A 21,650-nucleotide genomic window follows, 5' to 3' on the forward strand; every position below is an offset into this window, starting at 1 on the left:
AGCAACCGAGGTGGAAACATGAAACGGGCAGCAGCTGAAGTTCTCCGCGAATACGGACCCTTTCCCGGCGTGGAGGCGGTGCACGGAGTGACATTTGACGGTCACAACGTCTGGTTTGCGTCCGGCGACAGACTGAACGCCATCGATCCCGAGAGCGGCAAGACCGTGCGCGCAATCGAAGTCCCCGCACACGCGGGAACGGCCTTCGACGGCCAATACTTGTTTCAGCTCTTCGAGAAAAATATCCAGAAGGTCGATCCGAAATCCGGCCGCGTGATTGCGACGATCCCTGCCCCCGGTGACGGCGGCGACTCCGGGATGGCGTGGGCCGAAGGCTCGCTCTGGGTCGGGGAATATCGGGAAAAGAAGATCCACCAGATCGATCCTGAGACCGGAGCGATCCAGCGCACCATCCAATCGAACCGCTTTGTCACCGGCGTCACCTGGATCGATGGCGAACTGTGGCACGGCACCTGGGAGGGTGACGACAGCGAACTCCGCCACATCGATCCTCAAAGCGGAGAAGTCCTTGAGGAACTTGCTATGCCGTCCGGTGCAGGCATATCGGGGCTCGAGTCCGACGGCGGCGATCAGTTCTTCTGCGGCGGCGGAAACAGCGGGAAAATAAGAGCCGTCCGCCGGCCCAAGCGAGCCTCGGCCAGTAAGTAGATGGAGCTTGGCGTCAGGACTTTCTGAGCAGCAGGGTGTCGGCTACCTCTCGGTGGCTCGGCTGACAGGACGCAGCCGGCCGACCTAGAGAGCGCTGGCCGGCTGCGTGCATCGATGGGCGCGTGTCATTCACGGACGAGCGCGGATGACGGTCTTCCCCGAGCGACGCTCTGTCGGGTTGAAGGCGGCGACGGCATCGTCGAGGGACGACACGGTGCCAATATTTGTCCGCAATCGTCCATCCCGTACCCGCTGGACGATCTCGCTCAGTTGAGCGCGATCGGACTCTACGACGAAGTCGATCGCCAAACCGTCCGCGGGCTGTGTCTCGCTCGGCCCAACGATGGACACCAGCGTTCCTCCGGCACGAACCAGGCGCGCGGACCGCTTGCCTATGTCGCCGCCGATGAGATCGAACACCAGATCGATTTTTCCGACGTCTTCCAAAGAGTCGTTGCCGAGGTCGACGAATTCGTTTGCGCCGAAGTCGAGCGCCTTCTGGCGGTCGGCGGCGCGTCCGGTGCCGATCACATAGGCGCCGAACTCACGTGCGAGCTGCGTCACCATCGACCCGACAGCGCCGGCCGCGCCATGCGCGATCACGCTCTGCCCCGCGCGAAGGCGGCCGTGCTCGAAGAGACCCTGCCACGCGGTCAGGCCCGAGATGGGCAGACTCGCGCCCACCGTGAAGTCGACGTCGCCCGGCAACGGCGCGAGGTTGCGTGCCTCGATCGCGATGTATTCCGCCAGGGTGCCGTCGCGATACCAGTCGGCGAGACCGAACACGCGCTGTCCTACGGACAATCCCGTGGTGCCATAGCCGAGAGCAGTGACCACGCCGGCCAGCTCGTGCCCGGGGATCGTCGGTGTCCGGTCACGGTTGAGGCGATCGCTCCAGGTCGAAGGCCACGTGAGCTCGGTCGGGACGAATCCCGACGCATGGATCTGAACGATGACGTCGTTTATCGCTGCCTGCGGCTCGGGCCGCTCCACCAGTTTCATCCCGGCCGGTCCGGCGGCTTGATCCGTTACGACGATTGCCTTCATGATGTTTTCTCCTCAGTCATTTGGGCTTGCACGTTGGCTGTATGGAGAACTAAGGGTGATAGTTGGTACCAAAAACATTGCCGATCGTCCCAATGGACCCTTTCGCCGCCCTGTTCGCCCATGTCACCCCAAGGGCCCGAACCTTCTTCACGGGTAAACTGTGTCAGACGGTGCAGTATCCCGATGTGGGCCACTTGCACTTCCTCAAGGACGGCGAGTTGACGCTCATCCAGGCTGGCGGAAGCGACCTGCAATTTGATGAACCGACCCTCCTGTTTTTCCCGCGTGGGCGCACCCACAGCTTCGCAGTCAATCCGGAACGCGGCGCCGATCTCGTTTGCGCGACCGTCGAACTCGGCGGCGCTGAGGGCAATCCGATCGGGCAAGGGCTGCCCGAACTCGTCGTCCTGCCGCTCGCGTCGCATCCCGCGTTGGCGCCGGTCTGCGATCTGCTTCTCGGCGAAGCATTCTCCGAACGAGGTGGCCGCCAAGAAGCGCTCGACCGGCTGTTCGACTATCTGCTGATCCTGATCGTGCGACACGTCGTCGAGAGCGGCACGGTTGCGACCGGCGTGCTTGCCGGTCTCGCCGACCCACGCCTCGCGAAGGCGCTGACCGCAATGCACGAGACGCCGAAGAAGTCATGGACCCTAGACGATCTCTCCGGCATCGCCGGCATGTCGCGCACGCGGTTCGCTGAGCAGTTCCGGACACGGATCGGCCAGACGCCTATCGACTATCTTACTGTCTGGCGCATGACGGTTGCATGCCAGCTTCTCGCGAGAGGCAAGCCGGTCAAGAGCGTGGCCCTGGAGGTCGGCTACCAGAGTGCCGCCGCCTTCTCTCGCGTGTTCAGCCGGGTGACCGGACAAGAGCCGCGCAATTCGAGTGGCGCCAGTTTGAGGGGACCAAAGTTGATCTCACTCAGCAGTAGCCCGGACAAGTAGCCGAATTGACCTTGTTGATTGAAAGCGGCTGGGGAGCCGAACTCTGCGCCGGAAGTCACCTATTTCCAGCTACGGTTCGTCCTCGACGTCGACGCGATGAGACATCCTGTGCCCCGCTTCGCTCAAGTGCACATAGACATGCACCGCACAAACAGACGAGCAATGAATGAATCGCTCGACATTGAATGTCGTCGCAACGTGCCTCAGTTCTGAGCGCCGACAGCAGCTTTGGCCGCGGAGGCTTTGCGCCGAAAGCCCGCGCTATGTCCCGCTGCGGACGGCGATTGTCTTGGATCGGCGGAATTGATCCACGTCAAGGCGGGATGGATCAGACCCGCGATGATTGTTGTTGCCAACGCGACCAGCTTGACACGAAAAGGGCCGTCCTCATGAGAAATAGATTAAAGGAGCGAGCGGTGATTTCGGGCATCGGGTGCTCGCGTTTCGGCGATCTCCTCGAGACACCCGAGCTCAAGGGAATGAGCATCCAGGAGTTGACGGCGAGCGCGGTCAAAGAAGCGCTCGACGATGCCGGGCTGACCGGACAGGACGTGGATGCGGTCTTCGCGGGCAACGCAATGGTCCACAGCTCGCAAGTGCCGGGGACCTATTCGCAGCTCTCGAAGTGGACCGGCACCTAGTTCAAGTCCGGTGTTCATTTCGAGGCGCAGTGCTCGACCACGAACGTCGGCGCCGCGCTTGCCGCGATGTCGATCGCGGCCGGTGTCTACGATACGGTGCTCGTCTATGGATTGGAAACCACGCGGACCAAAGTGAAGGGATTCAGTCCCTACGAACGCGAGCCGATTTCCCATCAGCAGACCTGGCTGTGGACCGACATGGCCGTCAACCAAGCCTATGGTGTGCCGCAGGGCTACGACATCTTTTCCACGTACAATGGTCTCGTTGCGCTCGGCTATTGCCGCAAATACGGCATGTCAATCGCCGACTTTGATCGCGGCATGTTCGAGCTCTGCCGCACGCGCCGGCTGCACGGCTCGATGAACCCGAAGGCCAACATCCAGGAGAAACTCGAAGACCGCGCGACCCGCGAGGGCTTTTCCGACGTCTACGATTATTGGCGATCCGACAAGCACAATCCCTTCGTCGCCTGGCCGTCACGGCTGCTCAGCCTGGTGACCACCGCCGACGGCGCTTCCGCCATGGTGATCACACGCGCGGATCTGGCCAAGGGCGGTAAGTCGCAACCCGTGGAGCTCAAAGGCTTCGGCATCAGCTACGGCGACTTACCCTGGTATGGGGAAGACCCGACCTACTGGGAGTTCGACAAGCGCGCCATTGATGCCGCGTTCGACATGGCCGGGATAAAGGCCGCCGACATCGACTACCTGCATACTCACGACTGCTCGCACATCTCCGGCATCTGCACTGCGGAGACGATCGGCTACCTCGAGCCGGGGAAAGGACTCGACGCGGCTCGCGCCGGCCGCTTGCGCTTTGACGGCGACCGCCCGATGTCGACGCATGGCGGTCGTCATGCCTTCGGGCACGCCTGGGGCGCAAGCGCGGGAACGGACACCTACGAGGCTGTCCTCCAGATGCGTGGCAAGGCCGGGCCGCGGCAAATCGCCAACGCTCCCGAAATCTCCGTCATTCATACACACGGCTACGCCATGATCGGCACCGTGGTTGTCCTCGGGAGCATGTGAAATGAAAACCGTCGCCGAACAGCCGAGCGCCATCCGTTCCTATTATGAAGGTCTCGCCAAGGGCGTATTCTGCGCGGTCACCTGCAAGGCCTGCGGGGGTTATACCTTCCCGCCCACCGGCTGCTGCGAGCATTGCGGCAGCTGGCAGGTCGAGCCGGCGGAACTGAGCGGAGAGGCCACGCTTTTATTTGCGACGCACAACATATCGCCTGCCTGTCATCCGCGTTTCGAGAAGATCGCACCTTATGTTTACGGCCACCTTCGCCTGAAGGAGGGACCGATCGTCCAGGCGATCGTGCTCGGTATCAATGCCAACCCGCATGACCTGCAACAGCTCTTCGAGCGGGGCCCCGTTCTCGCGAAGGCGGAAATGCTGCAGATGGACGATCTGCCGGTTCTTGCCTTCCGCATCGCGGGCTAACAGCGTAACGAAAGGTCTTGGAGCTGCGCCGCACCTATCGACCGCCATCGATGCCGGGCAACGACAAAGGTGGCGCGTCGGTCTTTCCTGTACTCCCCGTCACTCCCACTCAATCGTTTTGAAGTGACGATACAGCGTTGTTCTAACGAAGAAAGTTTTTCTGCGCACGATGAAAAACCGTCTTCCCGACCCGTCAGAAATTTGCGCTCTTGATTTCAAACGAAAATTTCGGCGATCCAAAATTCGCTCGGTTTCAGCGACTATCGGCATCAATCGGTCGATTTTTCGACGTCATCGGCCACGATAGCGTTGTCGGCTCGGCAGCAAAAAAGACCGCTAGCGATGTCCGACATCACCCTCCGCGCGACGCTTGATACCTTTAAGCATCCGCGCTTGCGCGATGTAATGTCCGAAAGCGGCGACAATCAGCATGAGTGGTCGCGGCGTGTGCGCCAATACTGTGTAGATACGCTCGATGAAGATGAGACGACCAGATGGGCGGGAACGCTCCCGAATCGAACTGGCCAACGCCGTGAGATGCGTCCGCGCACAATGAGGCGCGTGCGTTCATGGTCCAGCGGCTCGACGCCACTTCAAGCGATCGCAGCTCGGCTTCCGACCGGATTACGGCAAGCGTCGCCGGCGACTTGCTGCGCATCAATCGCGCGATATGGACAGCCCCGCGAGAAGCGGCGCGTACGCGGCGAGCCTGCGGGATACGAACTCCGTGAAGAGCCGCACGCGCTTCGTCTTGCGTGTCTCCCCCTGTGTGAGGAGCCAAACCGTTCCGTACATGTGCAGGTCGGTACCCGGCACCCTCACCAGTAGGGGGTCGGCATCGCCAACGAAGCACGGCAGTGTCGTCATCCCGAGCCCTTGCCGTACAGCGACGATCTGCGCCTCGGCGTCTGTGGTCCTGAATGGAACCCCCGTGGTGCGAACCTCACCCTCGCTGGCCCAGTCCGGGATGCCATGAATGCTTATGACGATCCACCGGATGGGATCAGGCGCGCCCGCACGCCACGCGGCTAGTCCATCGCGAGACATGTAGACGCCGCCGAACAGCTCCGGTCCCTTCAGGCCATGAAGATTGAGCGGCAGGGTTTTGCGGTCGTAGACGACGCGGATCGCGACGTCGGCCTCCCGGTTGGTCAGATTTGCCAGCTCGCCGGACGACAGGATTTCCATCTCGATGTCCGGATGCAGACGCGCGAAATCGGCGAAGTCCGGCATGAGCAGGTGTGTCGCGAGGGGCGGCGCCAACGTCACCCGCAGAAGCCCGCGCACGCTCTGGTCGCGCCCGAAGACGCGCGTCTCCAGCAGGTGCGACGACGCTTCCATCTGGTCCGCGAACTCGAGGACCTCCTCGCCCGCAGCCGTCAGGCGGTAGCCCGAAGGCAGCTTTTCGAACATGTGGACCCCGAGGCGTTCCTCAAGTTGGGCGATGCGTCGCAGCACGGTCGCGTGGTTCACACCGAGGCGCTCGGCGGCAGCCCGCACCGAGCCTCCGCGCGCGACGGCAAGAAAGTAGCGAACGTCATCCCAGTCGATCATGGTGCAATCCTGCACCGCGCGGTGCGCCTTCCAAAGTCCGTATCTAACACATCGAGCAGCAGCGCGGGCGGTCATCATAGCCTATGCCGACAAGCACGGCCCAATTCCGACGTCCAGCCGGATCGATTTCGCACCACCGATGTGCGCGCTTCCGCACTCAACAACGGACGCCGGTGGGTCCATTTCGAGGTTCTCGGAGGCAGACGCTGTCCGACACCACGAAAGGAGAAGTTATGGGAAAGCTTGACGGTAAGGTTGCAGTCATCACGGGTGGATCGAGCGGCATGGCGCTGGCGAGCGCGAAGCGGTTCGTTGAAGAAGGCGCCTATGTTTTCATCACGGGCCGGAGACAGAAGGCACTCGACGAGGCCATCAAGCTGATTGGGCGGAACGTAACCGGCGTGCGCGGCGATGCGGCCAATCTCGACGACCTCGACCGCCTGTTCGATACAGTCAAGCGGGAAAAGGGCAGGATCGACGTCCTGTATGCGAGCGCCGGCACGGGCGAAGCCGTCCCACTGGGCGAGATTACCGAGCAGCATTTCGATGCGACCTTCGGCCTGAATACGCGCGGCACGCTGTTTACGGTGCAGAAGGCGCTGCCGCTGTTCAACGATGGCGGATCGATCTTCATGACCGGTTCAGTTGCTTCGGTGAAAGGTTTTCCTGGTTACAGCGTGTACGCGGCGAGCAAAGCGGCGTTGCACGCATTCGCACGCGGATGGCTCAACGAGCTGAAGGGCCGGAATATCCGGGTGAACGTGCTGCACCCGGGACCGATCGCCACACCGATGCAGGACCAGGTTCTCGACGAGGAAGCGAAGCGGATGTTCGAATCCCTGATCCCGCGAGGAAAGATGGGCCGTCCTGAGGAAATTGCGGCGGCCGCGCTGTTTCTTGCTTCAGACGATTCGAGCTTCGTGAACGGGCTGGAGTTGTCCGTCGACGGCGGCTTCTCGGCCATCTGAAGGGCCGGGGAATCATATCAACACGAAGCGGAGAAGTATTATGAGCTACGCGATTGTAGGATTCGGTAAGATAGGCCAGGCTCTCGCCTACGCCTTCGCCCGTAAGAATATCGACGTGACCGTTGCGAGCCGCCGGCCGCCCGAGGCGTTGGCGCCGCAGGCTCGGGCGATTGGACCGACGGTCGTCGCCAAGTCGCTGCGGGAAGCACTCGAGGCCGACACAATCATCTTGGCGGTCCCATTCGGGGAGCATCACGAGGTTGCGAAGGCCCTGCCGAACTGGAAAGGCAAGACGGTCATCGACGCGATGAACTCGTTTCCAGCCCTCCCTGAAGAACTGGACGGCCTCCCGTCCTCCGCCTTCGTTGCGAAGTCGTTCACCGGCGCCAAGTTCGTGAAAGGCTTCAATCATTTGATTGCGGCCACTCTGGCTACCGATCCGGTCGTCGAGGGCGGCCACCGGGTCGTCTTTCTGTCGAGCGACGACGAGGAAGCGATCGCTCCCGTGGCGGCCTTGGCCAAACAACTCGGGTTTGCACCCGTCAAGCTGGGAAAGCTCAACGAGGGTGGCGCGCTGGTGCACGCACGCGGCCGCACTTGGGGCCAGCTCATCTTCCACGATTTGTTCAAGAAGGAGCAGTAATCGATCTACGACCATGTGATCGACGCCGAGAACTGGTCGCGCGCTAACTTCTTCGAGCAGCGCGCGACCGAATATTTTGAAGGCCACAAAGTCGCGAGGGTTGGATTGGGCCTGACGGCGTATGGGCGCCGTTCGAAGAGCGGGGAGACGCCCGACAGAGCGGCAGATCTCCGGGTCGCCTAGCATCTATCGACTGCTTTCGATGGCCTAGGGTTCACTCGAGTGTCCTCTGCTATCCGATGCTACTCCACGGAACTCCTTTCACTCCCACTCGATGGTGCCGGGGGGCTTTGACGTCACGTCATACACTACGCGGTTGACGCCCTTGACCTCGTTGATGATCCGCGTCGCAACCTGCCCGAGAAACTTCATATCGAACGGATAGAAGTCCGCCGTCATGCCGTCGGTCGACGTCACCGCGCGCAGACCGACAACAAATTCGTAAGTCCGCCCGTCGCCCATCACGCCGACGGTCTTCACCGGCAACAGCACCGCAAAGGCCTGCCAGATCGTGTCGTACAACCCGGCGCGACGAATTTCATCGATATAGACCGCATCGGCCTGCCGCAGGATGTCGAGTTTCTCGACCGTGATCTCGCCAGGGCAGCGGATCGCAAGACCCGGCCCGGGGAATGGATGGCGGCCGACGAACACGTCCGGCAAACCAAGCTCGCGGCCCAATGCACGGACCTCATCCTTGAATAGTTCACGCAGCGGCTCGACCAGCTTCATGTTCATGCGCGCCGGCAGACCGCCGACATTGTGGTGCGACTTGATCGTGACCGACGGGCCGCCGGTGAACGAGACGCTTTCGATCACGTCGGGATAGAGCGTGCCCTGCGCCAGGAAATCCGCGCCGCCGATCTTCTTGGCCTCGGCATCAAACACATCGATGAACAGCTTTCCGATAATCTTGCGCTTCTGTTCGGGATCCGTGACGCCGGATAGCTCGCCGAGAAATTGCTTCGACGCATCAACATGAACCAGCGGGATATTATAGTGGTGGCGAAATAGATCGACGACCGTTTCGGCCTCCGCCAGCCGCAGCAGGCCATGATCAACGAACACGCAGGTGAGCTGATCGCCGATCGCTTCATGGATCAATACGGCCGCAACGGCTGAATCGACACCGCCGGACAGGCCGCAGATCACCCTGCCCTTGCCGACCTGTGCGCGAATCTTCTCGATCGCTTCCTCGCGGAATGCACGCATGGTCCAGTCGCCGGTCAGGCCCGCGACCTTGCGGACGAAATTGCGGATCAGCTTCGCGCCGTCCGGCGTGTGCACCACCTCGGGGTGGAATTGCATCGCGTAGAATTTGCGCTTGTCGTCGGCGATCACTGAAATCGGCGAACCCGCTGCTTTCGCCACACCGCGGAAGCCTTCTGGCAATTTGGTGACGCGATCGCCGTGGCTCATCCAGACGTCGTACTTGCCGCCCTTCTCCCACACCCCGTCGAACAACGCGCAATCGTCCGTGACCTCGATCGCCGCGCGACCAAACTCGCGATGATGACCGGCCTCGACGACACCGCCGAGCTGCTGCGCCATCGTCTGCTCGCCGTAGCAGATGCCGAGCACCGGGATGCCTGCGGTCAGGATCGACATCGGCGCGGCGGGGGCATTGTCGTCCAGCACCGAGGCCGGGCCGCCGGACAGGATCACGGCTTTGGGCTTCATCTCCCGGAATGCCGCCTCGGCCTTCTGGAACGGGACGATCTCGGAATAGACGCCTTCCTCGCGGACCCGGCGCGCGATCAACTGAGTGACCTGACTGCCGAAATCGACGATCAGAATCTTGTCGTGTTCAGGCGCCGTAAGCGGCGCCGGTTTGCTGCTGGCTTGGGATGTGGTCATGGACAGGAATTACGCGACCCGCCGCAGGGCGGCAATGGGGTTTTGGCGATAGCCCGCCACCGTTCCACCGCTATAGGACATTCCGCATAGGTTCGAATTCCTCACATCGCCCGGGCCCGCCAACCGGAACTTCATCCTCCGGATGAAGTGTCAGCCGCGCCGGAGGATCGAAACGAAAAACCCGTCAGTTCCGGTCCGCGCCGGGGTCATCAGCAGCCCCTCAGGCGTCTGATGCGTCGCGGCCAGGAATTCCCCCGCGCGCTCGCCCAGTGCGCCTGCGACCGCCGCCGGCGGCACGACTGCGAATCCGGAGTGCCGAGCCGTGAAGGCTGTGATCTGGTCGCCGTTTTCCTGCGGCAGCACTGAGCAGGTTATATAGGCAATCCTTCCGCCCGATTTCACCAAAGGCGCCGCCCGATCAAGGACTTCAAGCTGATCCTTGATCCGGACATCGAGCGCGCCGGGACGCATCCGCCATTTGGCATCGGGATTGCGTCGCCATGTTCCGGTGCCGGTACATGGCGCGTCGATCACCACCAGGTCGGCCGAAGCCCTGATGTCGCTCAGCGTGTCGTCCGGCCCTTTCGGGGTGCGGACATCGGCATTATGGACCCCGGCGCGGGACAGCCGCTCATGGATCGGCGCAAGCTGGCGCTTGTCGCGGTCCGTCGCAATGAGCCGTCCCTTGCCCTGCATCATGGCAGCCAGCGCGAGTGTCTTGCCGCCTGCCCCCGCGCACATGTCGATGACCTGTTCGCCGGGCTTCGCGCCGGTCAGCAGGGCCGCCAGTTGCGAACCCTCGTCCTGGACTTCGATGCCGCCCTTGATGAAGTCCTCTTCGGCGTGAACGCCGGGATTGCGGGCGTCGGCCCCAAGATCGATCCGCAGACCGATCGGCGACCACGGGGTTTTCCGTGCGCCGAGATGCGCCAGTGACGTCAGCGCCTTCTCCGGCTTCGCCTTCAGCGTGTTGACCCGGAGATCGAGCGGCGCCCGGCTGGCCATGGCGGCCGCTTCCGCGACGCGAGCCTCGCCGAACACGCGCTTCAGATGGGAATCGAGCCATTCGGGATAATCACCGGCGACGTACGACGGCGCCCCGTCAAGGCTGCGCGATGTAAGCGCGGCGCGCTCGGTTTCAGTCAGCGGCTCGGGCGCAAAACGCGACCCATCGCACAATGCGGAAATCGCATCGGCGTCGAGACCACGTTCGAGTTTCAGCATGCCGAGCAAGCGCGCGCGCGGCGTATCGGCGTCCAGCAGCCATGCGCTCGACGCCCGGCGGCGCAGCACATCGAACACCAGACCGGCAATGGCTGCGCGATCGCCGGATCCGGCGAAACGATGCGCCGTGCCCCATTCCTTGAGCGCTTTCTGGGCCGGAATACGTTGCGCGTCGATGGCGCCGAGAACTTCGATGGCTGCGGATAAACGCGCGGCTGGCGTCATGGGAATCTTTCAGTTTGGCGCGATCGTCAGATCACGAGCAGAAGCCTGAGCGCGAAATAAACCCACATCGCGAGCAGGACGAGAACGCCGGCGAACCATGCCAGCGACCGCTGCTGGACGTTGTTCGAAGTGATGAAGATACCGGCATGGATCAGCCGGGTGACGACGAAGACCCAGGACAGCACGACAATGATGAGATCGGTCTGACGCAACGGCAATGCAAGCGCGATCAGCGCATAGAACAATACCGGAAGCTGAAACTGGTTGTTGAAGCAGTTGCCGACCTGCATCGAACGCGCCGGCCAATTCTGGCCCAGCGCTATATCCTTGAAGGTAATCTCGCGTGACCTCAGGGACGTTGTGCGCACGCCGGCCACCATGAACAGCAGAGCAAATACGAGACCCACCTGAACGAAAACCGGCAGCAGAACCATCTGAACAGTCATGGAATTCCTCACTTTCAGGCCGACGCCCCGCTATAGCGGCGCGCCCTCGCCCTGACAATCGACAGGAAGTCCAATTCCGGCAATGAACCCGCATCGCAGCTACTGCGACCAACCCACGAAGCGCGGGTTCTGGACAAACCGCGCAATCGCGGGTGCGGCAATGATCTACATTCTGGCGATAGGCGCCGGTATCGCAGGCGCATTCGGTGGCTGGATTGGCGGGATACTCGCCGCCACGGTCGCGGGCATCGACGTCAGTTCCACTGCGGGCGTCAATGGCCAGCTCGCAGTTCTCGCAATCGGCCCTGCTGGAGCGGTGGTCGGCATGCTGGCAGCCATCGCCCTCACACTCGTCATCAAAGATGGCTGCCGTTCGCTGCGGGACATCTGGACCAAAACCTCTCTGGTCATCGCCATGATCGGGATTCTGGTGGCAGGCACTCTCGGCCTGCGTGCTTCTGCCTTCAATCATCTCGGCCTGATCGCAACGGCCCCGGCCGTGGAATTCGAGATTCGCCTGCCGGCCACCGCTGCATCGGCCCTTTCAACCGGTGGGCGCAGCCAGACCCAGGTCGAACTCCACACCGACCAGAACCAGACGCTCGCGCAGATCGACCGCAATCTTCAAAACGCAAACGACGGACGGTTCATTCTCCGCGGTCACGTGCCGCTGGAATTCCGCACCGCCAAGCGCGTCGTGGTGATCAACCTGCCCGGTCAGGGCTACCGCGCGTTCAGGCTGCGCCTCCCGGCCAATCCAAGTCCATCGAACGAGTTCGGACCGTGGCATCTGCCCGATAGGACCGGCGGCGGGATCAGCACCGTGTTCGCCGTCCCCGATGACGCCTACGCCATTCGCTATCGCGTGCTCTGACGGATCAGGGTGCCGGAAATTTCATGACCAAAAAATTTGTGACGACCAGTATTTAAATAACCGAAAAATTTATGGCTCCCTTCATCGCTGTTTCCGATGAAGGGAGCCACTTCTCGTTGGCTTTCACGTCGTGCTTTTTTACGTCACGCTTTATCCGCCCCGACGCGCACGAGTTGCTTGCCGAAATTGGCGCCTTTCAGCAGGCCGATGAAAGCAGCCGGCGCGCTCTCGAGTCCTTCGGTCACGAACTCCTTGTGCTTGACCTTGCCCTCACGCACCCACTGCGGCATGTCGCGAATGAAGTCAGGGAATTTGTCGGCGAAGTCGCTGACAATGAAGCCGCGGAAATTCAGGCGCTTCACCAGAATGGCGCGCATGATCGAGTTAGCCCAAGGCGGCGGCGGCGTGTCCTTGCCGTAGATCGTGTTGTAGTCGGCGATCAGGCCGCACACCGGAATTCGGGAGAACGCATTGAGTAGTGGAAATACGGCGTCAAATACCTTGCCGCCGACGTTCTCGAAATAGACGTCGATGCCCTTGGGGCAAGCTTCCTTGAGCTTCGCTGCAAGGTTCGGATCGCGATGATCGATGCAATCGTCAAAGCCGAGCTCGTTCTTGACGTAGTCGCACTTCTCCTTGCCGCCGGCGATGCCGACCGCACGGGCGCCCTTGATCTTCGCGATCTGCCCAACCGCCGATCCCACGGCGCCGGATGCCGCCGCCACCACCACCGTCTCGCCGGCCTTCGGCTTGCCGATTTCGAGCAGGCCCGTGTAGGCCGTCATGCCCGGCATCCCGAGCACACCCACCGCCGTCGAAATCGGCGCAATCTTGGGATCGACCTTGCGCAGGCCCTTGCCGTCGGACAGCGCGTATTGCTGCCACCCGATGTGCGCAAGAACGACGTCACCCTTGGCAAATCCCGGATTGTTCGACGCCGCGACTTCGCAGACCGTGCCGCCTTCCATCACGCCGTCGACCGGCACCGGAGCCGAATAGGACGGCCCGTCGCTCATGCGGCCGCGCATGTAGGGATCAAGCGACAACCAGATCGTGCGCAGCAGAACTTGTCCCTCGCCCGGCGTGGGGACCGGATAATCCTCGATGCGGAAATTGGCGGCGGTCGGCTCGCCGACCGGGCGCGATGCGAGAACGATACGTTTGGCTGATGCGGACATGGCATTTCCTCGGCTGATTATGACTGGCGTCATGTGTAGCCGAGGTAGCATGGCATTGCCACGCCTGACGACGCGCGAAGCATCACCGACAGGTTATTGGCACAGCCTCGAGAGGCTGTTTCAAACACCGCCCGGATAATTCGGGCTTTCGCGCGTGATCGTCACATCGTGGACGTGGCTTTCGCGCAAGCCGGCACCGGTGATACGGACGAATTCCGCCTTGTCGTGGAAGTCCTGGATGGTTTTTGCGCCGACGTAGCCCATCGCCGCGCGCAGACCTCCCGCAAGCTGGTGCAGCACATTGGCGACCGGCCCCTTGTACGGCACCTGCCCTTCGATGCCTTCCGGCACCAGCTTGAGCGTGTCCTTGATATCCTGCTGGAAGTAGCGGTCCGCCGATCCGCGCGCCATCGCGCCGACCGAACCCATGCCGCGATAGGCCTTGTAGGAACGGCCCTGCCACAGGAATACTTCACCCGGCGTCTCATCAGTGCCGGCGAGCAGCGAACCGACCATCGCGATGTCCGCACCAGCAGCGAGCGCCTTGGCAAGATCGCCGGAATACTTGATGCCGCCATCGGCGATCACCGGAATGTTCGACTTCTTCGCCGCCTCGACCGCATCCATGATCGCGGTGAGCTGAGGCACGCCGACACCCGCGACAATGCGCGTGGTGCAGATCGAGCCGGGGCCGATCCCGACCTTGATGGCATCCGCACCGGAATCGATCAGAGCCTGCGTGCCAGCGGTCGTCGCGACATTACCGGCAACGACCTGCACGGCATTCGACAGCTTCTTGATGCGGTTGACGGCTTCCAGCACGCGGGCCGAATGGCCGTGTGCGGTATCGACCACGATAACGTCGACGCCGGCGTCAATCAGCTTCTCGGTGCGCTCGAAACCGCCCTCGCCGACAGTGGTCGCGGCGGCGACACGGAGGCGGCCTTGCGCATCCTTGGACGCCAGCGGATAAGCCACCGCTTTTTCCATGTCCTTGACGGTAATCAGGCCGACGCAGCGATACTGATCGTCGACCACCAGCAGCTTTTCGATGCGGTTCTGGTGCAGCATCTTCTTTGCTTCTGTCTGGCTGACACCCTCACGCACCGTGATGAGGTTCTGATGGGTCATCAACTCGGAGACCTTCTGCTCCGGGTCGGTCGCAAACCGCACATCGCGGTTGGTCAAAATGCCGACCAGCTTGCCCGGACCACCCGGGCTACCACCGGTCACCACCGGAATCCCCGAGAAGCCGTGATCCTTCATCAGGGTCAGCGCATCGAACAGCTTGGCATCGGGGCCGATGGTGAGCGGATTGACCACCATGCCGGATTCGAATTTTTTGACCTGCCGGACCTGCGCAGCCTGCCCGTCAACGTCGAAATTGCGGTGGATGACGCCGATGCCACCGGACTGCGCCATCGCGATTGCCATGCGGGCTTCGGTCACGGTGTCCATCGCAGAGGCGATGATCGGGATATTGAGGGGAACGGCCCGGGTCAGGTGGCTCCTGATGTCCGCATCGGACGGCAAAATATCGGACAGCCCGGGCTTCAGAAGCACGTCGTCGAACGTGAATGCTTCGCGAATGCCTTGACCCAACTGCCTGATTGCCATTGCCAACTCCGTTCGGCAGCCAACGCTGCATATTGACCTAAGAATGAGCGCTATCCGGCGATGCTGTCCGCATCACCTCGAATCGAAGCCCATCGGTAGGGTTGGCGGTGGTCGATAGCATGAGAGGCCGAGGTTTCAAAGGATTTCCGGCTCAATTCAGGGTTTTTTGCGCATGGGACATCTGCAACAACCCCTCTGGCAAAACGCGTTCTGACGGCAGATGGCTCTCTAAAGCGAATTTTACCATTAGCCGCACATGGGTCCGCCCGAGCCGGATATAATGCCCCAGCCGCTCTCAATCGTGTGCCCCCAAGGATCGAGCCCAAACCCCACATGCAGAAGGAACGCCTGATACCGCTGATCGTCGCCTGCGCGCTGTTCATGGAAAACATGGACTCCACGGTGATTGCGACCTCCCTGCCGGCCATCGCCGCGGACATCGGCACCAGCCCGCTGACGCTCAAGCTCGCGATCACGTCCTATCTGCTGTCACTCGCGGTGTTCATCCCCGCCAGCGGCTGGACCGCCGACCGCTTCGGACCGCGAAACGTGTTCAGCATCGCGATTGCCGTTTTCATGGTCGGCTCGATCGGTTGTGCGATCTCGACTTCGGTGACGGATTTCGTTCTCGCCCGCATCCTGCAGGGAATCGGCGGCGCGATGATGACACCGGTGGGACGACTCGTGCTGTTGCGCACGATTGACAAGAGCGCGCTGGTCAACGCCATGACCTGGGTGACGGTACCCGCCCTGATCGGGCCGGTCGTCGGGCCGCCGCTCGGCGGCTTCATCACCACCTACTTTTCGTGGCACTGGATCTTCCTGATCAATATTCCGATCGGGCTGCTCGGCATCTTCATGGCTCAGCGTTACATCGATCCGATCAAGAGCGAGAATCCGGAACGCTTCGACCTGTACGGCCTGATGCTCGCCGGCCTCGCGGTCGCAGGCCTGGCCTTCGGTCTGTCGGTCGCCGGACTGAACCTTCTGCCGTGGTCGATTGTCATCGCGCTGATTTGCGGCGGCGCGATCGCGATGATGTTTTATCTGAAGCACGCCAGACACACCGCTTCTCCGGTGCTGGATTTTACCTTGCTGCGCTACCCGACGCTGCGCGCAAGCGTGACCGGCGGCTTCCTGTTCCGGATGGGTGTTGGCGCAATCCCCTTTCTGCTGCCGCTCCTGATGCAGGTCGGCTTCGGACTGTCGCCCTTCAAATCCGGATTGGTGACATTCGCCTCCGCAGTCGGCGCCATGGGTATGAAGACGCTGGCCGCGAGGATCATCCGGACATTCGGCTTCCGCAACGTCATGGTTATCAACGCGCTCGTCAGCTCCGTTTTTCTCGGAGCATGCGCGTTGTTCACGCCGTCGACGCCGTTGTTGCTGATCATGATCATACTGGTAGTCGGCGGATTCTTCCGCTCGCTGCAGTTTACCGCCATCAACACCATCGCCTATGCTGAGGTCGAGCCTGCCGAAATGAGCCGCGCGACCACGCTGGTCAGCGTCAATCAGCAACTGGCGATCTCAGCCGGCGTTGCTGTGGGTGCGTTCGCGGTCGAGGCAGCGATGACGCTGCAAGGTTCGGCGGAATTAAGCGCGGCGGATTTCTGGCCAGGCTTTGCGGTCGTGGCGATCATCTCCGCCCTGTCGGCTTATGCGTTCTGGTGTCTTCCGGACGATGCCGGCCACGAAGTCTCCGGCAAGAAGATCGTACCGCTTGAACCGCGCAAGGTGCCGGAATCGGCCGCCAGCGAAGGAACGGCGGAAGCACGTGACGAAAAGCTGTTTTAGCGAGCCAACCGCTACTGTCTTTCATATCCGCCGGGCGTGCCGCGAAATCCGATCGCCAAAACGTACCGTTCCGACGAGTCCTGGCGGCTCGCCGCAGGTTTGACGTGTTTGACGGTGGCAAAGTCGCGCTTGAGTTGCGTCACCAATTCGGCTTCGGCTCCGCTCTGAAAAACCTTGGCGAGAAATGTCCCGCCGGGATTCAGCACCTCGGCCGCGAATGCTGCGGCGTTCTCGACCAGCCCGATGATCCGCAACTGGTCGGTCTTCCGATGACCCGTGGTGTTCGCCGCCATATCCGACATCACCACGTCCACGCCACCGTCAATCATGGCACGCAGCCTGTCCGGAGCGTCGTCGGCGAGAAAATCCATCTGCGCGAAAGTCACGCCTGGAATTTCGGGCATCTCCAATAGGTCGATTGCGACGACTTTGCCCTTGCCGCTCACCGAACCGACACGCTTGGCCGCGATCTGGCTCCAACCGCCGGGCGCCGCACCAAGATCGACGACGGATTGGCCCATCTTCAGGATTCTATGTTTGTCGTCGATTTCCTGCAGTTTGTAGGCCGCTCGCGAACGAAAGCCGTCCCGCTTGGCCTGCGTGACATACGGGTCGTTGAGCTGGCGCTCGAGCCACAATTTGGATGACAGCTTGCGCTTGCCGCCGGTCTTGACCGTGACGTGCAGCCGTCCGGTATCGTCCTTGGCCATGAAGCCTGCCTGGTTGTCCGATGTCAAAAGTCCCGCGCGGCTTCCCGCGCTGCGCTACTCTCTACAACATTATGACGTCGGGTAAACTATGACGGTCTGATGTAGCCGTCTTCGCGCATCATTTCGACCAGCATTCCTTCGCGCAGGCCGCGGTCCGCCACCCGCAACCGTGGCATCGGGAAGGCGTTACGGATGGCGTCGAGGATGGCACAGCCGGCCAGTACCAGATCGGCACGCTCGGTTCCGATACAGCCGTTGTTGACACGATCCTGGTAACTCATCGCTTGCAGGCGCGCGACAGCGCGGGAAACATCGTCACAACTCATCCAGATGCCATCGACGCGGCGCCGGTCGTAACGCGCCAGACACAGATGAACGCCGGCAACCGTGGTGACGGTGCCTGATGTTCCGAGAAGATGCATCCCCGCAAGGTCGCCGCCATGCTCGGCCGCGAACGGCTCAAGATACTTTGCGACTTCATCCACCATGGCTGCATAGGAATCCACCGTCACATCGATTCCGCCAAAATTCTCGGCCAGCGTTACAACGCCGAGCGGCAACGAAATCCACGGCCCCTTGACCGGTGCGGCATGCGGCTGACCCGACGGCCGCGCGATCCGAACGACTTCCGTTGAGCCGCCACCGATGTCGAACAGGATCGCACCACTTGCACGGGAATCGAGCAATGGCGAACATCCAATCGCAGCCAGCGTCGACTCGGTGTCCCGGTCGACGATCTCAAGTTCGATTCCGGTCTCGGCCGCAACACGGCTGAGGAAGGCGTCCGCGTTCTCGGCGGCGCGGCAGGCCTCCGTGGCGATGGTGCGCAGGCGCAGAGCACCCTTGGTTTGAATCTTGTCGCTGCAGATCGAGAGCGCGCCGATCGCACGATCGATCGCCGCCTGGCCGATCCGGCCGGTCGAAGCAATCCCCTCACCGAGACGGATGATGCGTGAAAATGAATCGATCACGCGGAAACTGTCATCAGCGGGGCGTGCGATCAAAAGACGGCAGTTATTGGTTCCCAGATCGATCGCCGCATAGGCAGGTGTCGTGCCGGCCGCGCGGGCGCGGCCGCCCACAACGCCCGGCTCCAGCAGACCAACGCGCGACTCCCCGTTCGCACGCGACCGCAGTTCTTCCGACATCCAAATCCAATCCGCGCCTGCAACAGCAGACGCCGCAAATCATGACCATGTTTCGGTCAAAGTCTAACAGCGCCCGGAGACCGGGTGCAACCCGACGATCGTTACAAAGACAGGCCTTGCTGCGAACGGCTTGCTAAAGCGCACATGCAACATGTTCAATCGCACATTGTCGTTCCTAAATACCTGCACTATGTCTCGTAGCATCGGGCGCATATTGCACCTGCAGCCTTTGTTTTCTGCCTAACCTGACCTTCATCGGACCTTCACAAATGCAAGATCATCCGGCTCGTCGCTCGCAAGAGAACGATATCGCACTGCAAAAATTCGGCATCGGGCAGCCGGTTCGCCGCAAGGAAGACGATACGCTGGTCCGTGGCAAAGGACGCTACACCGACGATATCAACGCCCCCGGTCAGGCCTATGCCGTGATCGTGCGCAGCACCCACGCCCATGGCAGGATTCGCCAGATCCAGACGGATGAAGCACGCAAGATGCCGGGAGTGCTCGGCGTCTGGACCGGAGCCGACCTCGCAGCCGCGAATTATACACCCTTTACCACCGGCGTGCCCTTGAAGAGCCGTGACGGCTCGCCGGTTTACCAGACCAATCGCTTTCCGCTTGCGACCGACAAGGTTCGCTTTGTTGGCGATCCGGTTGCCTTCGTTGTTGCAACCACGCTCGCGCAAGCGCGCGACGCAGCGGAAGCCGTCGTCATCGATGTCGATCCGCTCCCCGCCGTCACCAATGCAGAGGCCGCATCGCAGCCCGGCGCGCCGCAGCTTTACGAGCATATCCCGAACAATGTCGCGCTGGATTTCCATTCAGGAGACACCCCGGCGCTGGATGCGGCTTTTGCAAAGGCCGCACACATCGCCCGCCTCGACATCGCCAACACCCGCCTCGCCGTGGTGCCGATGGAGCCCCGCGCGGCGCTCGCCTCTTTCGACAAGGCGACACAGCGATATGTCATCGACCTGCCAACGCAAGGCGTCGCAGGCAACCGGACTGCGCTTGCCAAGACGCTGAACGTTCCGAACGACAAGGTTCATTTGCGAACGCACAATGTCGGCGGCTCGTTCGGCATGAAGAACGCCAGTTATCCCGAATACATCTGCATTCTTCATGCAGCGAAGGAACTCGGCCGGCCGGTCAAGTGGACCGACGAGCGGTCGAGCAGCTTTCTGTCGGACAGCCACGGCCGGGCGCAAGATGTCCACGCTGAACTCGCACTGGCTGCGGACGGCACGTTTCTCGGTGTCCGCATCCAAGGTTACGGCAACCTCGGCGCCTATATCACCGGCGTCGCGCCGATCCCGCTGTCGATCAATATCGCCAAGAACATCGCCAGCGTCTATCGCACGCCGCTGATCGGGGTCGATATCAAGTGCGTTGTCACGAACACCACGCTGATGGGTGCCTATCGCGGCGCCGGCCGCCCGGAAGCCAACTACTTCATGGAACGGTTGATCGATCACGCTGCCGATGAAATGGGCATCGACCGCCTGACGCTGCGCAAACGCAATTTCGTCAAGCCGTCGCAAATCCCTTACGCCGCCGCCAATGGCCTGACCTATGACAGCGGTGATTTTCAGGGTGTCTTCGCGCAGGCGCTGCAACTGTCCGATCACGCCAATTTCCCAAAGCGTAAGAAAGAAAGCCGCAAGCGCGGCAAACTGAGCGGCATTGCCGTCGGCTCGTATCTTGAAATCACCGCGCCGCCGAGCGTCGAGCTTGGCAAAATCCAGTTCGAAGCCGATGGCACTGTGAAACTCACCACCGGCACGCTCGACTACGGACAGGGCCACGCCACGCCGTTCGCGCAGGTGCTTGCAGCGCAGCTTGGTGTTCCGTTCGAGGCGATCACACTGGAGCAAGGCGACAGCGACGTCGTCCATACCGGCAACGGCACCGGCGGATCGCGATCGATCACCGCCAGTGGCACCGCCATCGTCGAAGCCTCCAAGCTCGTGATCGAGAAAGGCAGGAAGGCCGCGGCGTATATGCTCGAGGCCTCCGAAGCCGATATCGAATTTTCCAACGGCCGGTTCTCGATCACGGGCACCGACCGCGACATCGGCATTATGGAATTGGCTGCAAAGCTGCGCGACGCCAGGCTTCCGGACGACGCGCCCCACTCGCTGGATGTCGACCACACGTCGAGCCCAATCGCTTCGACTTTCCCGAATGGCTGCCACGTCGCTGAAGTCGAAATCGATCCCGACACCGGTGTCGTACGCATCGTGCGCTACACCGGAGTCAACGATTTCGGTACGGTGGTCAATCCGATGATCGTTGCAGGGCAAATCCACGGCGGTGTTGCCCAGGGCATCGGACAGGCGCTGATGGAATGTGTCACTTATGATGACAACGGCCAGCCGATCACCGGCTCATTCATGGACTACGCGATGCCGCGCGCTACGGATATTCCGTCGATGACGCTCGGCGATCATCCCTCGCCCGCGACATCGAATCCGCTGGGCAGCAAGGGCTGCGGCGAGGCCGGCTGCGCCGGCAGCCTCGCCACCATCGTCAACGCCGTTGTCGATGCGTTGTCAGAATTCGGTGTCACCCATATCGACATGCCGCTGACGCCGGAAAAAATCTGGCGCGCGATTGCTGATGGGCGGAAAGCGAAGACGGCCTGATCGCGCAGGC

19 protein-coding genes are annotated in these 21,650 nt (G+C 61.8%); 10 read left to right on the top strand and 9 right to left on the bottom strand.

The annotated features are described in order from the left end of the window. Positions 1–18: 18 nt before the first annotated feature. The gene (locus ASC80_RS08500) at positions 19–669 is read left to right on the top strand and encodes a Vgb family protein (protein WP_056295031.1); all 651 of its coding nucleotides are present in this window, start codon (positions 19–21) and stop codon (positions 667–669) included. A gap of 129 nt (positions 670–798) precedes the next feature. Here ASC80_RS08500 and ASC80_RS08505 read toward each other — a convergent pair whose 3' ends face one another. Next, positions 799–1,716 (bottom strand): NADP-dependent oxidoreductase, encoded by a 918-nt coding sequence (locus ASC80_RS08505; RefSeq protein WP_056295034.1) that lies wholly within the window; start codon positions 1,714–1,716, stop codon positions 799–801. A 92-nt stretch (positions 1,717–1,808) separates the two neighbouring features. Between ASC80_RS08505 and ASC80_RS08510 the strand changes: the two genes are divergently transcribed. From ASC80_RS08510 to ASC80_RS08520, 4 genes are all read left to right on the top strand, one after another. Then, entirely contained in the window at positions 1,809–2,663 is an 855-nt protein-coding gene (locus ASC80_RS08510) for an AraC family transcriptional regulator (protein ID WP_082512449.1), read from the top strand. A 389-nt stretch (positions 2,664–3,052) separates the two neighbouring features. Next, on the top strand, positions 3,053–3,304 hold the full coding sequence (locus tag ASC80_RS24155; protein WP_200941157.1) for a hypothetical protein: 252 nt from the start codon (positions 3,053–3,055) through the stop codon (positions 3,302–3,304). Between the two features lie 66 nt (positions 3,305–3,370). Next, positions 3,371–4,333, top strand: a complete 963-nt coding sequence (locus tag ASC80_RS08515; protein ID WP_200941158.1) for a thiolase family protein — start codon at positions 3,371–3,373, stop codon at positions 4,331–4,333. Position 4,334: 1 nt separating this feature from the next. Continuing rightward, the gene (locus tag ASC80_RS08520) at positions 4,335–4,754 is read left to right on the top strand and encodes a Zn-ribbon domain-containing OB-fold protein (RefSeq protein ID WP_056295037.1); all 420 of its coding nucleotides are present in this window, start codon (positions 4,335–4,337) and stop codon (positions 4,752–4,754) included. 657 nt (positions 4,755–5,411) lie between these two features. Here the strand turns inward: ASC80_RS08520 and ASC80_RS08525 are convergent. After that, on the bottom strand, positions 5,412–6,308 hold the full coding sequence (locus ASC80_RS08525) for a LysR family transcriptional regulator (RefSeq protein ID WP_056295040.1): 897 nt from the start codon (positions 6,306–6,308) through the stop codon (positions 5,412–5,414). Between the two features lie 233 nt (positions 6,309–6,541). Here ASC80_RS08525 and ASC80_RS08530 point away from each other — a divergent pair, with 233 nt between their 5' ends. Both ASC80_RS08530 and ASC80_RS08535 read left to right on the top strand, forming a co-directional pair. After that, on the top strand, positions 6,542–7,276 hold the full coding sequence (locus tag ASC80_RS08530; RefSeq protein ID WP_056295043.1) for an SDR family NAD(P)-dependent oxidoreductase: 735 nt from the start codon (positions 6,542–6,544) through the stop codon (positions 7,274–7,276). Between the two features lie 40 nt (positions 7,277–7,316). Continuing rightward, positions 7,317–7,919 (top strand): NADPH-dependent F420 reductase, encoded by a 603-nt coding sequence (locus tag ASC80_RS08535; protein ID WP_056295045.1) that lies wholly within the window; start codon positions 7,317–7,319, stop codon positions 7,917–7,919. Positions 7,920–8,180: 261 nt separating this feature from the next. Here the strand turns inward: ASC80_RS08535 and guaA are convergent, their stop codons facing one another. From guaA to ASC80_RS08550, 3 genes are all read right to left on the bottom strand, one after another. Further along, the gene (guaA, locus tag ASC80_RS08540; protein WP_056295047.1) at positions 8,181–9,776 is read right to left on the bottom strand and encodes a glutamine-hydrolyzing GMP synthase; all 1,596 of its coding nucleotides are present in this window, start codon (positions 9,774–9,776) and stop codon (positions 8,181–8,183) included. Positions 9,777–9,926: 150 nt separating this feature from the next. Then, the gene (locus ASC80_RS08545) at positions 9,927–11,225 is read right to left on the bottom strand and encodes an RsmB/NOP family class I SAM-dependent RNA methyltransferase (RefSeq protein ID WP_056295050.1); all 1,299 of its coding nucleotides are present in this window, start codon (positions 11,223–11,225) and stop codon (positions 9,927–9,929) included. Positions 11,226–11,251: 26 nt separating this feature from the next. Beyond that, positions 11,252–11,671, bottom strand: a complete 420-nt coding sequence (locus tag ASC80_RS08550) for an MAPEG family protein (protein ID WP_056295054.1) — start codon at positions 11,669–11,671, stop codon at positions 11,252–11,254. Positions 11,672–11,831: 160 nt separating this feature from the next. Here ASC80_RS08550 and ASC80_RS08555 point away from each other — a divergent pair, with 160 nt between their 5' ends. Then, positions 11,832–12,545: a hypothetical protein gene (locus tag ASC80_RS08555; protein WP_056295828.1), complete on the top strand. Its 714-nt coding sequence runs from the start codon at positions 11,832–11,834 to the stop codon at positions 12,543–12,545. A gap of 143 nt (positions 12,546–12,688) precedes the next feature. Here ASC80_RS08555 and curA read toward each other — a convergent pair whose 3' ends face one another. Then, positions 12,689–13,723, bottom strand: a complete 1,035-nt coding sequence (curA, locus tag ASC80_RS08560) for an NADPH-dependent curcumin/dihydrocurcumin reductase (protein WP_056295055.1) — start codon at positions 13,721–13,723, stop codon at positions 12,689–12,691. 120 nt (positions 13,724–13,843) lie between these two features. Continuing rightward, entirely contained in the window at positions 13,844–15,340 is a 1,497-nt protein-coding gene (guaB, locus tag ASC80_RS08565) for an IMP dehydrogenase (RefSeq protein WP_056295058.1), read from the bottom strand. Positions 15,341–15,673: 333 nt separating this feature from the next. Between guaB and ASC80_RS08570 the strand changes: the two genes are divergently transcribed. Continuing rightward, positions 15,674–17,137: an MFS transporter gene (locus ASC80_RS08570; protein WP_056295061.1), complete on the top strand. Its 1,464-nt coding sequence runs from the start codon at positions 15,674–15,676 to the stop codon at positions 17,135–17,137. A gap of 11 nt (positions 17,138–17,148) precedes the next feature. Here ASC80_RS08570 and ASC80_RS08575 read toward each other — a convergent pair whose 3' ends face one another. Next, positions 17,149–17,847 carry an RlmE family RNA methyltransferase gene (locus ASC80_RS08575; protein ID WP_056295062.1) on the bottom strand — a complete coding sequence of 233 codons (699 nt, stop codon included), beginning with the start codon at positions 17,845–17,847 and terminating at the stop codon, positions 17,149–17,151. An 86-nt stretch (positions 17,848–17,933) separates the two neighbouring features. Next, positions 17,934–18,995 (bottom strand): Ppx/GppA phosphatase family protein, encoded by a 1,062-nt coding sequence (locus ASC80_RS08580; RefSeq protein WP_056295065.1) that lies wholly within the window; start codon positions 18,993–18,995, stop codon positions 17,934–17,936. 269 nt (positions 18,996–19,264) lie between these two features. Between ASC80_RS08580 and ASC80_RS08585 the strand changes: the two genes are divergently transcribed. Further along, positions 19,265–21,640 (top strand): xanthine dehydrogenase family protein molybdopterin-binding subunit, encoded by a 2,376-nt coding sequence (locus ASC80_RS08585; protein ID WP_056295069.1) that lies wholly within the window; start codon positions 19,265–19,267, stop codon positions 21,638–21,640. Positions 21,641–21,650: the final 10 nt, after the last annotated feature.

The organism is Afipia sp. Root123D2 (genome assembly GCF_001425835.1).
GTDB lineage: Bacteria > Pseudomonadota > Alphaproteobacteria > Rhizobiales > Xanthobacteraceae > Afipia.

Excerpts from the sequence above, each read along its gene's own strand:
- ASC80_RS08575 (WP_056295062.1), bottom strand. The coding sequence starts at position 17,847 with ATGGCCAAGGACGATACCGGACGGCTGCACGTCACGGTCAAGACCGGC.
- ASC80_RS08535 (WP_056295045.1), top strand. The coding sequence starts at position 7,317 with ATGAGCTACGCGATTGTAGGATTCGGTAAGATAGGCCAGGCTCTCGCC.
- ASC80_RS08525 (WP_056295040.1), bottom strand. The coding sequence starts at position 6,308 with ATGATCGACTGGGATGACGTTCGCTACTTTCTTGCCGTCGCGCGCGGA.
- ASC80_RS08545 (WP_056295050.1), bottom strand. The coding sequence starts at position 11,225 with ATGACGCCAGCCGCGCGTTTATCCGCAGCCATCGAAGTTCTCGGCGCC.
- ASC80_RS08585 (WP_056295069.1), top strand. The coding sequence starts at position 19,265 with ATGCAAGATCATCCGGCTCGTCGCTCGCAAGAGAACGATATCGCACTG.
- ASC80_RS08530 (WP_056295043.1), top strand. The coding sequence starts at position 6,542 with ATGGGAAAGCTTGACGGTAAGGTTGCAGTCATCACGGGTGGATCGAGC.
- guaA (WP_056295047.1), bottom strand. The coding sequence starts at position 9,776 with ATGACCACATCCCAAGCCAGCAGCAAACCGGCGCCGCTTACGGCGCCT.
- ASC80_RS08505 (WP_056295034.1), bottom strand. The coding sequence starts at position 1,716 with ATGAAGGCAATCGTCGTAACGGATCAAGCCGCCGGACCGGCCGGGATG.
- ASC80_RS08520 (WP_056295037.1), top strand. The coding sequence starts at position 4,335 with ATGAAAACCGTCGCCGAACAGCCGAGCGCCATCCGTTCCTATTATGAA.
- ASC80_RS08510 (WP_082512449.1), top strand. The coding sequence starts at position 1,809 with ATGGACCCTTTCGCCGCCCTGTTCGCCCATGTCACCCCAAGGGCCCGA.
- ASC80_RS08515 (WP_200941158.1), top strand. The coding sequence starts at position 3,371 with ATGTCGATCGCGGCCGGTGTCTACGATACGGTGCTCGTCTATGGATTG.
- ASC80_RS08580 (WP_056295065.1), bottom strand. The coding sequence starts at position 18,995 with ATGTCGGAAGAACTGCGGTCGCGTGCGAACGGGGAGTCGCGCGTTGGT.
- ASC80_RS08570 (WP_056295061.1), top strand. The coding sequence starts at position 15,674 with ATGCAGAAGGAACGCCTGATACCGCTGATCGTCGCCTGCGCGCTGTTC.
- ASC80_RS08500 (WP_056295031.1), top strand. The coding sequence starts at position 19 with ATGAAACGGGCAGCAGCTGAAGTTCTCCGCGAATACGGACCCTTTCCC.
- ASC80_RS08550 (WP_056295054.1), bottom strand. The coding sequence starts at position 11,671 with ATGACTGTTCAGATGGTTCTGCTGCCGGTTTTCGTTCAGGTGGGTCTC.
- curA (WP_056295055.1), bottom strand. The coding sequence starts at position 13,723 with ATGTCCGCATCAGCCAAACGTATCGTTCTCGCATCGCGCCCGGTCGGC.
- ASC80_RS24155 (WP_200941157.1), top strand. The coding sequence starts at position 3,053 with ATGAGAAATAGATTAAAGGAGCGAGCGGTGATTTCGGGCATCGGGTGC.
- ASC80_RS08555 (WP_056295828.1), top strand. The coding sequence starts at position 11,832 with ATGATCTACATTCTGGCGATAGGCGCCGGTATCGCAGGCGCATTCGGT.
- guaB (WP_056295058.1), bottom strand. The coding sequence starts at position 15,340 with ATGGCAATCAGGCAGTTGGGTCAAGGCATTCGCGAAGCATTCACGTTC.